Source organism: Cellulomonas sp. McL0617 (assembly GCF_049994875.1).
Taxonomy (GTDB): Bacteria; Actinomycetota; Actinomycetes; order Actinomycetales; family Cellulomonadaceae; genus Cellulomonas.
This window is the reverse complement of sequence record NZ_CP188256.1, coordinates 2,103,358-2,115,464: the sequence shown is the minus strand read 5'-3', so window position 1 is coordinate 2,115,464 and position 12,107 is coordinate 2,103,358. Positions and strand designations below refer to the sequence as shown.

The following is a 12,107-nucleotide window of genomic DNA, read 5'->3' as shown; positions in this document are numbered from 1 at the left end:
CTCAAGTCGGGACGTGTCGGTCCCGATAGCACGAAAGAACCTCATCTGAGCGCGTCGGAAGGACCCTCGTGGCTACCACTCGTGTCATCGGGCTGGACATCGGTTCGTCGTGCGTACGTGCGGCGGAGCTCGAGTTCAGCGGCGGCGGGCCGGCCGGCAAGCAGCCGCCGATCCTCGTCCGCTACGGACAGGTCGCCCTGCCGCTCGGGGCGGTGCGCGACGGCGAGGTCGTCCAGCCGGAGACGGTCTCGAGCGCTCTGCGCCAGCTGTGGGCGCAGGCCAAGTTCGAGTCGAAGGACGTCGTGATCGGCGTCGGCAACCAGCGGGTCATCGTGCGCGAGCTCGATCTGCCCTGGATGCCGCTCGCGCAGCTGAAGGCGTCGCTGCCCTACCAGGTCAGTGAGCTGCTGCCGATGTCGACGGACGATGCGCTTCTCGACTACTTCCCGACCGCCGAGTTCGACGGCCCTCAAGGGCGCACCGTGAACGGCATGCTCGTCGCCGCCCAACGCGACACGGTCAACGCGAACGTGATCGCCGTCGAGGGTGCCGGTCTGCGGCCGACGATGGTGGACCTGAACGCGTTCGCGCTGCACCGGGCGCTCGCCCGTGGCGAGCTGGCTCAGACCACCGCCGCCTTCGTGGACATCGGCGCGACGATCACGACGGTCGTCATCTCCGCGCACGGCTCGCCACGCCTGGTGCGTTCCCTGCCCTCGGGCGGCCAGAACGTGACCGCGGCCGTGGCGAGCGCACTTGGCGTCTCCGCGCAGGAGGCCGAGGCGATCAAGCGCGAGGTCGGCATCGGGTTCTCGGTGGCGCCCGAGCGGGCAGAGGCCGCGGAGGCCATCAGCACCGTGGTCCGCGCACTCGTCGAGTCCGTACGCAACACCTTCGTCTACTACGCGAGCAACAACCCGGGTGCCGGCATCGACGTGTGCGTGCTCACGGGTGGCGGGTCGCACCTGCCGGGGCTCGGGCAGTACCTGTCGAGCGCGAGCCGGCTCGCCGTCACGCTCGGCGACCCGCTGGTCGGGCTCCGGTCCGCCAAGACCGCGCAGCGCGGCGCTCTCAACGGCCTCGAGTCGTTCATCGCCCTCCCCGTCGGACTCGCCTACGGAGTTGCAGCATGACCACAGTCACCGACCGCCCCAGGTCGCGATCGTCAGCCGCCTCGGTCCTGAACGGCTCCCTGCCGCAGGTGAACCTGCTGCCCCCTGAGGTGCGCGCCGCCCGCGGGCTGCAGCGCACGAAGCGCTGGCTCCTCGTGAGCCTCGGCGTGACCGTCGTGGTGTGTGCCGGCGCCCTCGGCCTGTCTCTCATCTCGTCGGCCACGGCGAAGTCCGAGCTGAGCGATGCGCAGAACGAGACGTCGCGGCTGAACGCCGAGCAGGCCAAGTACGCCGAGGTGCCGCAGGTGCTCGGTGCGCTGAGCTCGGCCACGAGCGCACGTGCCCTGGGCATGTCCACCGAGGTCCAGTGGAAGCCCTACCTGGACGCCATCACCGCCGTGCTCCCGGCCGGCGTCAGCATCGACTCGTGGGGGATGAGCGGGGCGACGCCCATGGTGCTCGCGCCGCCGCCCACCGACCCGCTGCAGCAGGCGAGCGTCGGGCAGGTCACGTTCACCGCCCGTTCCCTGACGGTGCCGGACAGCTCCGCGATGGTCGACGCCCTCAACTCCATCCCCGGCTTCCAGGACGCCTGGGTGTCCAGCGTCAGCGTCGGCGACGGCGAGGGCGGCGCCTACTTCACGGTCTCCGCGACGGTCCAGGTCTCCGACGCCGCGTACTCGAAGCGATTCACCAGCACCGACGGGAAGAACTGAGATGGCCGGCGCCAAGAAGAGCACCTGGATCGGCGGAACCGCCTTCGCGGCCGTCCTCATCATGGCCGCCGCGTGGTTCGTCCTGATCTCGCCGCAGCTCGCCAACGCGTCGGAGACCCGCTCGGAGGCCGAGCAGACGAGGCAGCAGAACGAGGTCCTCGCGATGCAGGTCTCGCAGCTCAAGGCCGAGTTCGCCAAGCTGCCCGACTACAAGGCGCAGCTCGCGGTGATCCAGCAGCAGATCCCGACGGACGCGATGCTCTCCGACTACCTGCGGCAGCTCGACCAGATCGCGCTCGCGCACAGCGTGACGATCACGTCGATCACCCCGTCGTCACCGACCGTCGTCATTCCGGCATCCGCGCCTGTCACGGCGGCACCGGCACCTGCCACGGACGGCAGCGCCGCGACGAACGGGACGGCTGCCGCGACCGACGGGACGGCGGCCCCGGCCGCGCCCGCTGCGCCGGCAACCGGCGCCCCGACAGGCTTCACGTCGATCCAGTTCTCGATCGACGCGACGGGGAGCTACGACAACACGCTCGCGTTCATGAACGACCTGCAGAACGGGACGGCCCGGCTGTTCCTGGTGACGGGCTTCACCGGCACCGCGCTCCAGGCGGCTCCGTCGAGCGGCGGGAAGCCGGCGATCAACGACGGCGACCAGGACCTGATCGTCACCGGGTACACCTACGTGCTGCCCGATGCGCTGGCCGTGCCCGCCCCGGTCGACCCGAACGCCGCGACGCCCCCTCTCCCGGGCGCTGTGCCCGGGAAGAACCCGATGGTCAAGGTCTCGGGCTGAGCCGACCGGACTCGTCGGAACGGTCCACCCCCCGGGCAGCGGCCCGGGGGGTGGACCGCGTCATGGGAGGATCGCCGAATGCTTCGTTGGTTGACGTCCGGTGAGTCGCACGGCCCCGCGCTGGTCGGGATCCTCGAGGGCGTGCCCGCCGGGATCGAGATCCGCACGTCGGACGTGCAGGCCGCGCTGGCTCGTCGTCGGCTGGGTTATGGGCGTGGCGCCCGGATGAAGTTCGAGCAGGACGAGGTCCGGCTCCTCGCAGGCGTTCGGCACGGCATCACGCAGGGCGGCCCGGTCGCCATCGAGATCGGCAACACGGAGTGGCCCAAGTGGGTCGACGTCATGTCCGCGGACCCCGTCGACGACGTGGAGGCGCTCGGTCGCGCCCGCAACGCGCCCCTCACGCGTCCCAGGCCCGGCCACGCGGATCTGGTCGGCATGCGCAAGTACGGCTTCGACGACGCGCGTCCGGTGCTGGAGCGTGCCAGCGCCCGGGAGACGGCCACCCGCGTCGCGCTCGGCACCGTCGCGGCCAGGCTGCTGGAGCAGTCGGCGGGGATCCGGCTCGTGTCCCACGTCGTCGGGATCGGCGAGATCGAGGTCCCCGAGACCGCGGCGCTGCCGACGCCGGACGACGTCGCGGCCCTGGACGCTGACCCGGTCCGGTGCTTCGACGCGGCGTCGTCCGCTGCGATGGTCGCCGAGATCGACGAGTGCCACCGCGACGGAGACACGCTCGGCGGCGTGGTGGAGGTCCTGGTGTACGGCGTGCCGTCGGGCCTCGGCTCCTACGTGCACAGCGACCGGCGCCTCGACGCGCGCCTCGCGGCCGCGCTCATGGGGATCCAGGCGATCAAGGGCGTCGAGGTCGGGGACGGCTTCCGTACGGCGCGGCGTCGCGGCTCGCAGGCGCACGACGAGATGGAGCGCGACGCGACGGGCCGGATCGTCCGCCGCTCGAACCGGGCCGGCGGCCTCGAGGGAGGCATGTCCAACGGCGAGATCCTGCGGGTCAGGGCGGCGATGAAGCCGATCTCGACCGTGCCGCGTGCACTGGCGACCGTCGACACCGCCACCGGTGAGGCCGCGAAGGCGCAACACCAGCGGTCGGACGTGTGCGCCGTGCCGCCGGCGGCTGTCGTCGCCGAGGCCATGGTCGCGCTCGTGGTCGCGGACGCCCTGCTCGAGAAGACCGGCGGCGACTCGCTGGCGGAGGTGCGCCGCAACCTCGAGGCGTACCTCGCCGCCATCCCCACGCTCCTCGTCTAGGGCGTTCGCTCAACTGCGGCGCCCCGGATGCCGACTCCTTGAGTGTCGTCGTCCGAACGAGAGGCCCGCGCATCGTGAGCTCGATCCCTGTCAGCGTGCCCCGAGAACCTGGGGGCGCACGCCGGTGGCTCGACCACGAGCTCGCGCGGCTCGCCACCGAGCGGCCCGGCATCGATCGGCTGCTCCGGGCGACCTGGCGCCGGCCGGTGCCGTTCGTGGTGGTGCTGAGCGTGCTGATGGAGGGCTTCCTCGGCGCCGCGATCGTCGACGGGGACGCGGACTGGTTCCGTCATGCCGGGGTCGCGATGATCGGTCCGGGCTTCCTCGACGTGTTCTCGGACTCCGGGCTCCAGATCGGACCGATCTACCTGGCCGGCATCGGGCTGGCCGCCCGCCTCTTCGCGGCGCTGGGCCTTCCCGTCGTGTTCATGCTGTCGGCGACACAGGCCGCGGGCGTCGCCTGGTTGGCTACCTGGACCGCGGGCCGTGCGGCGCGGATCACCGGGACCGCGCAGCTCCCGGCGCAGTGGGCGGTCGGGCTGACGCTCGCTCTGGGCGGATTTCTCGCGGAGGGTGTCGGCAACGGTCATCCGGAGGAGATCCTGCTCGGGCTGCTCCTGGCGAACGCCGCTCTGAGCGCCGGACGCGGCAGGTTCGCGGTCGCGGGGGTCCTCATCGGCCTGGCGACGGGGATCAAGCAGTGGGGGATCATCGGTGCGGGCGTCCTGCTGACCGGGCGCCGGCTGCGCGGGGTCGTCGTCGGCTCCGCGACGCTCGCTGCGGTCGTCCTGTCGGTCTACCTGCCGTTCGCGCTCGGCGGTCAGGTGAAGACGCTCGACATGGCGTGGGGGATCCCGCGCGGGTCGATGCTGGGCCTGATCGGCGGGTGGGTGCACGGTTCCGACTGGACGCTGCGCGCGATCCAGGGCGCGCTCGCCGGCGCCGTCGGTGCCGCCGTGAGCCTGCGGCGGCGCGGATCGCCGCTGGTGGCCGTGGCGCTCGCCATCTCCGCCCGTCTCTTCCTCGATCCGCTCCGGCTGAGCTACTACTCCGGCCCGCTCGTCGCGGTCGTCCTGCTGTGGCTCTGGACGTCGGACGACCGCGTGCTGCGCCGGTTGCGGCTCCCGGTGACGGCCGCCATGCCGCTCCTCGTGCTCGGGCCCTACGTCTCGCCGGCGTGGTTCTTCTGGCCGGCGGGCAACGTCGTCCTCGTGGTCGCCCCGGTGGCGTTGCTGGTGCTCGACGGGATGGCGGCGCGGCGGCGGACGGCCGAGCCGGTCGGCGGTGCCACGGGGGAGCGCATCGCGACTAACCTTCCTCCGTGCCCGACTCCTTCCGTACCGTCCCCGGTCCCCGCGTCGTCCTGATCGGTCCCCCCGGTTCAGGCAAGTCGACGGTCGCGGCTGCGCTGGCCGAGAGGTGGCAGCTCGGGGCTCGCGACACCGATGCCGACGTCGAGACCGTCGCCGGCAAGTCCATCGCCGAGATCTTCGTGGAGGACGGCGAGCCGGCCTTCCGCGCGCTCGAGCGTGAGGCCGTCGGGCGTGCGCTCGTCGAGCACGACGGGGTGCTCGCCCTCGGCGGCGGTGCGGTGCTGGACCCACAGACGGACGAGGCGCTGACCCAGTACGTGGGCTACGGAGGGGTCGTCGTCTTCCTCGACGTGTCGCTGGCGCACGCGGCGCCGCGGGTCGGCTTCAACCAGTCCCGCCCGCTCCTCCTGGGGAACCCGCGATCGCAGTGGCAGGCGCTGATGGACGCCCGACGGCCGGTGTACGAGCGCCTGGCCACGCTGAGCGTGGTGACGGACGATCGTCGGCCGGCGGAGGTCGCCGAGATCATCGAGCTCGAGCTGGCCGCGGCCCGGCGCGCTGCCGCGACAGACGGGCACGGCGCATGACCCCCACCGGCGAGGTGCGCACCGTCACCGTGGCCGGGGACCGGCCCTACGACGTCGTGATCGGTCACCACCTGCTCGGTGAGCTCCCCGGGCTGCTCGGCGGCGAGGTCCGTCGGGTTCTCGTCGTGCATCCTGCGGCCCTGGCGACGACGGCGGACGCCGTCCGTGCCGACCTTCTCGAGCACGGCTACGAGACGTTCCTGGCGGAGGTGCCCAACGCCGAGGAGGCGAAGACCGCACAGGTGGCTGCCTTCCTCTGGGGGGTGCTCGGTCAGGCGGACTTCACGCGCACGGACGCCGTGGTCGCGGTGGGCGGGGGAGCGACCACCGACCTCGGCGGCTTCGTCGCGGCGACCTGGCTGCGCGGGATCCGGGTGGTGCACGTGCCGACGACGCTCCTCGCGATGGTCGACGCGGCGGTGGGTGGCAAGACGGGCATCAACACGCCCGAGGGCAAGAACCTCGTCGGCGCGTTCCACCCCCCTGTCGGGGTCCTCTGCGACCTGGCCGCGCTGGCCTCGTTGCCGCGGAATGACTTCGTCTCGGGCCTCGCCGAGGTGGTCAAGTGCGGGTTCATCGCGGACCCGCGCATCCTCGAGCTCGTCGAGGCGAACGTGGCGCTGCTGCAGGACCCCGTGGCGGCGGCGTCCTCGGACGTCCTGCTGGAGCTCGTCGAGCGCGCGATCGCCGTCAAGGCGCAGGTGGTCGGCGAGGACCTGCGGGAGGCCGGCCTGCGGGAGGTCCTGAACTACGGGCACACCTTCGGCCATGCCGTCGAGCTGGTCGAGCGCTTCCAGTGGCGGCACGGCGCGGCCGTCTCCGTCGGGATGGTCTTCGTCGCCGAGCTCGCGCGTCTCGCGGGACGCCTGCCCGACGAGGTCGTCGCCAGGCACCGGTCCGTGCTGTCGTCGCTCGGACTGCCGGTCTCGTACCGCGGCGACCGCTGGAACCAGCTGCAGGCGGCCATGCGTCGCGACAAGAAGACCCGTGGCGACCTCCTACGGTTCGTCGTGCTCGAGGACGTCGGCCGCCCGGTCCGGCTCGAGGGGCCGGACCCGGCCCTGCTCGCCGCGGCGTACGCCGAGGTGAGCGAAGGGGCGACACCGCAGAGCACCGTCTCCCTCTGACGACCTCAACCTCGAGGCAGAACCTGCCGAATGAGGTGCGAGAGTCAAGAGAACTGAGAGACGTGAGCACCGCTACCCCACTACGGACCGCCCGGCCGCGCAAGCTGCGCGTGGCACACGAGCTGCACGAGCTCGAGTCGACGAACCCCAGGCTCGCGAAGGTCCTGCGTTGGACCTGGGCTCGACCGATGCCCGTCCTCATCGGCATCGGGCTCGTCGTCGGCGTGCTCGGGGGCCTGGGCAGGACCGACGGGGACCAGGTGCTCTTCCGTGCGGCGGGCGTGGGCATGCTCGGGCCCGGGTTCCTCGACGTCTTCGCCAACAGCTGGCTGCAGATCGGTCCCGTCTACCTCCTGCTGCTCGGGGTCTTCACGGTGATCGTTCGCCTGCTGCAGCTGCCGGACGCCGCCGTGGGGGTGGCCGCCGCCGCTGCGCACGGCGCGCTGGTGGCGTGGCTCACGGTGTCGGCCGCCCGTCGTGCCGCCAGCGCGACGGGCGCGTGGGCGCGTCGCGCCGAGTGGGTCGTCGGACTGTCCATCGTGGTCGGTGGGTTCCTCTACACGTCGCAGACGGCCGACCACCCGGAGGAGCTCCTCGTCGGCCTTCTGGTGGTCCACGCGGCCGTCTCCGCGGGACGTTCCCGGCTGGTCCAGGCCGCGCTCCTGCTCGTGCTCGCCACCGGCGTCAAACAGTGGGCACCGACGACCGGTGGAATCCTCCTGGCAGGACGACGGGTCAGGGACTCGTTGGTGGCGATCACCGTCCTGGGCGTCGGGATCGCTGTCCTCTACCTGCCGTTCAAGCTGTGGGGCGACATGAACACCTTCTCGCTGCAGTGGCCCTTTCCGGACCACACGTGGCTCGACAGGGTGCCCGGCATGCCGGGCTCGTCGGACTGGACCCAGCGGGTCGTCCAAGGTCTCGCGGCCGGGATCGCCGGCGTCGGCGTGGCCTGGCGGCGGCACGGCTCGGTGCTCGTCGCGGTGATCGCGTCGGTCGCGGTCCGCCTGCTCCTCGACCCGCTCCGGCTGTCGTACTACTGGGTCGCTCTGGCGGCGGCCATGCTGGTCTGGCTCTGGAGCAGTCGATCTCCGGGCGTCGCTCGGACCCGGTGGTGGTTCACGCTCCTTCTCCCGTGCCTGACGTTCGCTCCACTCGTGGCGGACACCTGGTGGTGGCACCTGGAGACGCTGGTGGCTGTCGGGCTCCCGCTGTACTGCCTGGCGGTCGAACGGTCCGACCGCCGCACGGCGGCAGCGTCGGTGCCGGGGGAGCGCGATCCCCTAGGCTCGGCCGCATGACGCGTCTGATGGTGCTCAACGGGCCGAACCTGGGGCGGCTCGGCGCGCGGGAGCCGGAGGTGTACGGCTCGACGACGCACGACGACCTCGCCGCCGCCGTCGAGAAGTGGGCGACCGACCTGGGGGTCCAGGTGGAGACGCGCCAGACCGACGACGAGTCACAGCTCGTCGGCTGGTTGCACGAGGCCGTCGACTCCCGCTCGCACGTCGTGCTCAACCCGGCCGCATTCACCCACTACTCGTACGCGCTGCGCGACGCAGCGGCGCAGGTGACCACCGCCGGGCTCCTCCTGGTCGAGGTGCACCTCACCAACCCGTACGCCCGGGAGACGTTCCGGCACGTCTCGGTGATCGGCCCGGTCGCCACAGGCACCGTGGCGGGGTTCGGTATCGACTCCTACCGGCTCGCACTGGAGGCGATCGCGGCCCGCGTGTGAGGGACGCGTCGAGGTTCACGGTACGATGGTCGGCGGCTTGCGGCCGTCGCTGCCGCGCACTCCCGTCTCAGGGACCAGCCGCGACGGGCCGCGCAGAACTCATCCTCGACAGGAAGCGACGATCGTGGCGACCACCAACGACCTGAAGAACGGCACCGTGCTGAAGATCGACGGCCAGCTGTGGACCGTCATCGAGTTCCAGCACGTCAAGCCCGGCAAGGGTGGCGCGTTCGTCCGCACCAAGCTGAAGAACGTCCTGTCCGGCAAGGTCGTCGACCGCACGTTCAACGCGGGCCTGAAGATCGAGACGGCCAACGTCGACAAGCGCGACATGCAGTTCCTGTACAAGGACGGCAGCGACTTCGTCTTCATGGACACCGACACCTACGACCAGGTGAACATCCCCGAGGCCACGGTCGGCGACGTCGCCAACTTCCTCCTCGAGAGCCAGAGCGCGATGGTCGCGACGAACGAGGGTGCCCCCCTGTACGTCGAGCTCCCGCCGTCGGTCGTCCTCGAGGTCACGTACACCGAGCCCGGCCTGCAGGGCGACCGTTCGTCGGCCGGCACCAAGCCCGCCACGCTCGAGACCGGGTACGAGATCCAGGTCCCGCTCTTCCTCGAGGCCAACACGAAGGTCAAGGTGGACACCCGCGACGGCAGCTACCTGGGCCGCGTGAACGACTGAGGTGGCTGCTCGCACCAAGGCGCGCAAGCGCGCCCTCGACGTCCTCTTCGAGGCCGACCAGCGCGGCGTCGACCCGGTGAGCCTGCTCGCGCAGCGCATCACCGAGCCGGGCACCGAGGCGGCGCTGCCGCAGTACTCGGTCGACCTGGTCGAGGGCGTGATCGCCGAGCAGCGCCGGATCGACGAGCTGCTGGCCACGCACGCGCACGGCTGGACGATCGACCGGATGCCCGCCGTCGACCGAGCGCTGCTGCGGATCGGCACGTGGGAGATCCTCTACAACGACGACGTCCCCGACGCGGTCGCGGTCGACGAGGCCGTGGAGCTGGCCCGATCGCTGTCCACGGACGAGTCGCCGAACTTCGTCAACGGGCTCCTGGGCCGCATCGTCGACCTGAAGCCGACGCTGCTCGCCTGACGACCCGGGCTGCTCAGACGCTGCGTTGGATCGCGGCCAGCGTGCCCTCGCGCGGGCCCTGGGTCGGGACCGCGCGCAACGACCGCGGCTGCGGGACCACGGGCATCGTGCCGGTGGTCGGGCGCGGTCCGCGGACCGGCAACCCGGGAGCGGCGCGGCCGAGGAAGTTGCCCTGGACCCGGGTCACCCCCATCGCGATGAGGGCCGTGAGCTGGTCGGGCGTCTCGACGCCCTCCGCGACGACGTCGAGCCCGTGCGTCTGGGCGAGCGCGACGATGGCGCGCACCACACCCTGACCGCGCTCGGAGGCCATGTCGCGGACGAAGGACCGGTCGATCTTCAGCTGGTCGACCGGGAGCCGAGCGATGCGGGCCAGCGAGCTGTAGCCGGTGCCGAAGTCGTCGACGGCGATCTGGGCGCCGCGTGCGCGCAGCTCGGAGAGCACGGGAACCGCGGACGTCGTCTGCACGAGGGCGCTCTCGGTGATCTCCAGCGTGAGGTGCTCCCAGAAGGCGTCGCCCCACGCGGTCTCGATCTGGGCGAGCGCGTCAGGCTCGGCCAGCTGACGGGCGGCGATGTTCACGGCGACGGGCATCTGGAAACGCTCGAGCGCCTGCCGAGCCTGGCTGAGGACCGACAGCCCGATCGGCACGATCAGGCCGGTCTCCTCGGCGAGGTCGAGCCAGTCGGCCGGCAGGATCAGGTGACCGTGGTGGTCCCAGCGCGCCAGCGCCTCGACCTGGACGATCTCGAGCGTCTGCGCGTCGACGATGGGCTGGAAGTAGGCGGTGAAGTGGCCGGCGGTCACGGCGGTCTCCAGGGCGGCGCGTTGCTGACGCTCCGCCTCGACGCGGCGTCGCAGGACCCGGTCGAACACGCGGAACCCGGCGTGCGTGCGCTTGGCCTCGAGCATCGCGGTGTCGGCGTGCCGGATCAGGGCGTCGGCGTCGACGATGTCGCCGGGCAGCCAGGTGGCGACGCCGACGGTGAGGCGTGCCGGTCGGCTCCCGACGGTGCGGTCGAGGAACCCCTCGCGCAGGGACCGCGCCAGCGCGACCAGGTCGACGTCGGAGGGTGCCCGGGACAGGACGACGACGAACTCGTCACCGCCGAACCGGCCGACGTAGGCCTCGCGGTCGTGCAGGGCGGAGCGCAGGTAGTCGGCGACCCGGACGAGCAGCGCGTCGCCGCTCGCGTGGCCGAGCGCGTCGTTGACGCGCTTGAAACCGTCGAGGTCGCAGTAGATCAGCGAGACCCGGGTGCGCTCGACGTTCGCCTGGTCGAGCACGTCGACCAGGTGGCGCTCCACCGAGCGGCGGTTGGGCAACCGGGTCAGCGAGTCCGCGAACGCGGTCGAGTGCAGCCGCTCGGCGAGCTGGTAGCGCTCGGCGGCGGCGGAGACGATCTGGGCGAGGTCCATGAGGAACGCCCGCTCCTGCGCGGTGTGCTCGACCTTCTCGCCCGAGAAGAGCTCGGTGACGAACCGGTCGCGCGCGATCGGGCGCAGCGAACCCTCGATGCTCGGGTCGGCCAGGATCGCGCGAGCCTCGTCGCGGGCGCTGACGAGCAGCGCGTCGGCGTCCTTGACGAACCACGCGGCGTTGGCGAGGCGGGCGACAGCGTCGCGCATCAGGTGCTGGAGCGCCGCGCTGTCCTGCGCCTCGCGGATCCGGCTGAGGGCGACGACCTCGAGGGCGAGCGCGAGCGGGATCGCCCACAGGGCCGCGAAGATGCCCCCGAGACCGCGGTCGGGCGTCAGGACCCCGGCCGTGAAGATCGCCAGCGACTCCGCGCCCGCGAGCACCAGGAGCGAGCCGAACCGGGTCAGTCGGGTGCGCCCGACCGCCAGCACGACGTACGTGACGACGATGACGGTCGGGACGAGCAGGAGCGCCTCGCTGAGCACGTCAGGGTCGATCTGCTGCGGGAGGAGGTCGTCGGGGACCCACCACACGACGGCGCGCATCGCGAAGAGCCCTCCGGCGGCCCATACCCAGGGGCGGACAGGTGGCCCGCCGGCGATCGCCCGCGTGGCGGGGACGGCGATGAGGATGAAGCCCGCGATGAGCTGGGCGTGCACGTAGACCAGGGCGTCCTGGAGGGTGCCGGGCATCGCGAGGGCGTAGAGGCCGCCCACGGCGAGCACCAGGGACATGTCGAGCGACCAGGCGAAGGACCACGCGGCGCTGGCCGGACGCTCGCCTCGCCACCACACCCACTGCAGCACGCAGAAGCCACCCACGACCCCCGCGGCGAGGAGCTGCAGGACGGTGACCCACGTCGGGACGGATGCCAGCACGAAGGGGACATCGACACCTGTCACACCCCAGATGA

At 71.8% G+C, this 12,107-nt stretch carries 12 protein-coding genes; 11 read left to right on the top strand and 1 reads right to left on the bottom strand.

The window, feature by feature from the left end:
* Positions 1-68: 68 nt before the first annotated feature.
* From pilM to nusB, 11 genes are all read left to right on the top strand, one after another.
* Positions 69-1,133 carry a type IV pilus assembly protein PilM gene (gene pilM, locus ACPPVS_RS09605; protein WP_426592048.1) on the top strand — a complete coding sequence of 355 codons (1,065 nt, stop codon included), beginning with the start codon at positions 69-71 and terminating at the stop codon, positions 1,131-1,133.
* Positions 1,130-1,828, top strand: a complete 699-nt coding sequence (locus ACPPVS_RS09600; RefSeq protein WP_426592047.1) for a PilN domain-containing protein — start codon at positions 1,130-1,132, stop codon at positions 1,826-1,828. Before pilM ends, ACPPVS_RS09600 begins: the two co-directional genes overlap by 4 nt.
* Position 1,829: 1 nt before the next feature.
* Complete coding sequence (locus ACPPVS_RS09595; protein ID WP_426592046.1) at positions 1,830-2,633, top strand: hypothetical protein; 804 nt, start codon at positions 1,830-1,832, stop codon at positions 2,631-2,633.
* Between the two features lie 78 nt (positions 2,634-2,711).
* The gene (gene aroC / locus ACPPVS_RS09590) at positions 2,712-3,902 is read left to right on the top strand and encodes a chorismate synthase (protein WP_426592045.1); all 1,191 of its coding nucleotides are present in this window, start codon (positions 2,712-2,714) and stop codon (positions 3,900-3,902) included.
* A 74-nt stretch (positions 3,903-3,976) separates the two neighbouring features.
* Positions 3,977-5,269, top strand: coding sequence for a glycosyltransferase family 87 protein (locus ACPPVS_RS09585; RefSeq protein ID WP_426592044.1), 1,293 nt, complete (start codon positions 3,977-3,979; stop codon positions 5,267-5,269).
* A complete protein-coding gene (locus ACPPVS_RS09580) occupies positions 5,224-5,802 on the top strand; it encodes a shikimate kinase (protein ID WP_426592043.1) in 579 nt (192 codons plus the stop codon). Before ACPPVS_RS09585 ends, ACPPVS_RS09580 begins: the two co-directional genes overlap by 46 nt.
* A complete protein-coding gene (aroB, locus tag ACPPVS_RS09575) occupies positions 5,799-6,929 on the top strand; it encodes a 3-dehydroquinate synthase (protein ID WP_426592042.1) in 1,131 nt (376 codons plus the stop codon). Before ACPPVS_RS09580 ends, aroB begins: the two co-directional genes overlap by 4 nt.
* Positions 6,930-6,991: 62 nt before the next feature.
* Positions 6,992-8,230 (top strand): hypothetical protein, encoded by a 1,239-nt coding sequence (locus ACPPVS_RS09570; protein WP_426592041.1) that lies wholly within the window; start codon positions 6,992-6,994, stop codon positions 8,228-8,230.
* Positions 8,227-8,667 carry a type II 3-dehydroquinate dehydratase gene (gene aroQ / locus ACPPVS_RS09565; RefSeq protein ID WP_426592040.1) on the top strand — a complete coding sequence of 147 codons (441 nt, stop codon included), beginning with the start codon at positions 8,227-8,229 and terminating at the stop codon, positions 8,665-8,667. The genes ACPPVS_RS09570 and aroQ overlap by 4 nt, the downstream gene beginning before the upstream one ends.
* Before the next feature lie 124 nt (positions 8,668-8,791).
* Positions 8,792-9,355 carry an elongation factor P gene (efp, locus tag ACPPVS_RS09560; protein WP_426592039.1) on the top strand — a complete coding sequence of 188 codons (564 nt, stop codon included), beginning with the start codon at positions 8,792-8,794 and terminating at the stop codon, positions 9,353-9,355.
* A 1-nt stretch (position 9,356) separates the two neighbouring features.
* Positions 9,357-9,773 (top strand): transcription antitermination factor NusB, encoded by a 417-nt coding sequence (nusB, locus tag ACPPVS_RS09555; protein ID WP_426592038.1) that lies wholly within the window; start codon positions 9,357-9,359, stop codon positions 9,771-9,773.
* Between the two features lie 13 nt (positions 9,774-9,786).
* On the opposite strand, the gene ACPPVS_RS09550 is transcribed toward nusB, so the two are convergent.
* On the bottom strand, positions 9,787-12,072 hold the full coding sequence (locus ACPPVS_RS09550; RefSeq protein ID WP_426592037.1) for a putative bifunctional diguanylate cyclase/phosphodiesterase: 2,286 nt from the start codon (positions 12,070-12,072) through the stop codon (positions 9,787-9,789).
* Between the last annotated feature and the right edge of the window lie 35 nt (positions 12,073-12,107).

What these genes read in the sequence shown, in the direction of transcription:
- ACPPVS_RS09600 (WP_426592047.1), top strand. Translation starts at nt 1,130, where the DNA reads ATGACCACAGTCACCGACCGCCCCAGGTCGCGATCGTCAGCCGCCTCG.
- ACPPVS_RS09595 (WP_426592046.1), top strand. Translation starts at nt 1,830, where the DNA reads ATGGCCGGCGCCAAGAAGAGCACCTGGATCGGCGGAACCGCCTTCGCG.
- aroC (WP_426592045.1), top strand. Translation starts at nt 2,712, where the DNA reads ATGCTTCGTTGGTTGACGTCCGGTGAGTCGCACGGCCCCGCGCTGGTC.
- aroB (WP_426592042.1), top strand. Translation starts at nt 5,799, where the DNA reads ATGACCCCCACCGGCGAGGTGCGCACCGTCACCGTGGCCGGGGACCGG.
- aroQ (WP_426592040.1), top strand. Translation starts at nt 8,227, where the DNA reads ATGACGCGTCTGATGGTGCTCAACGGGCCGAACCTGGGGCGGCTCGGC.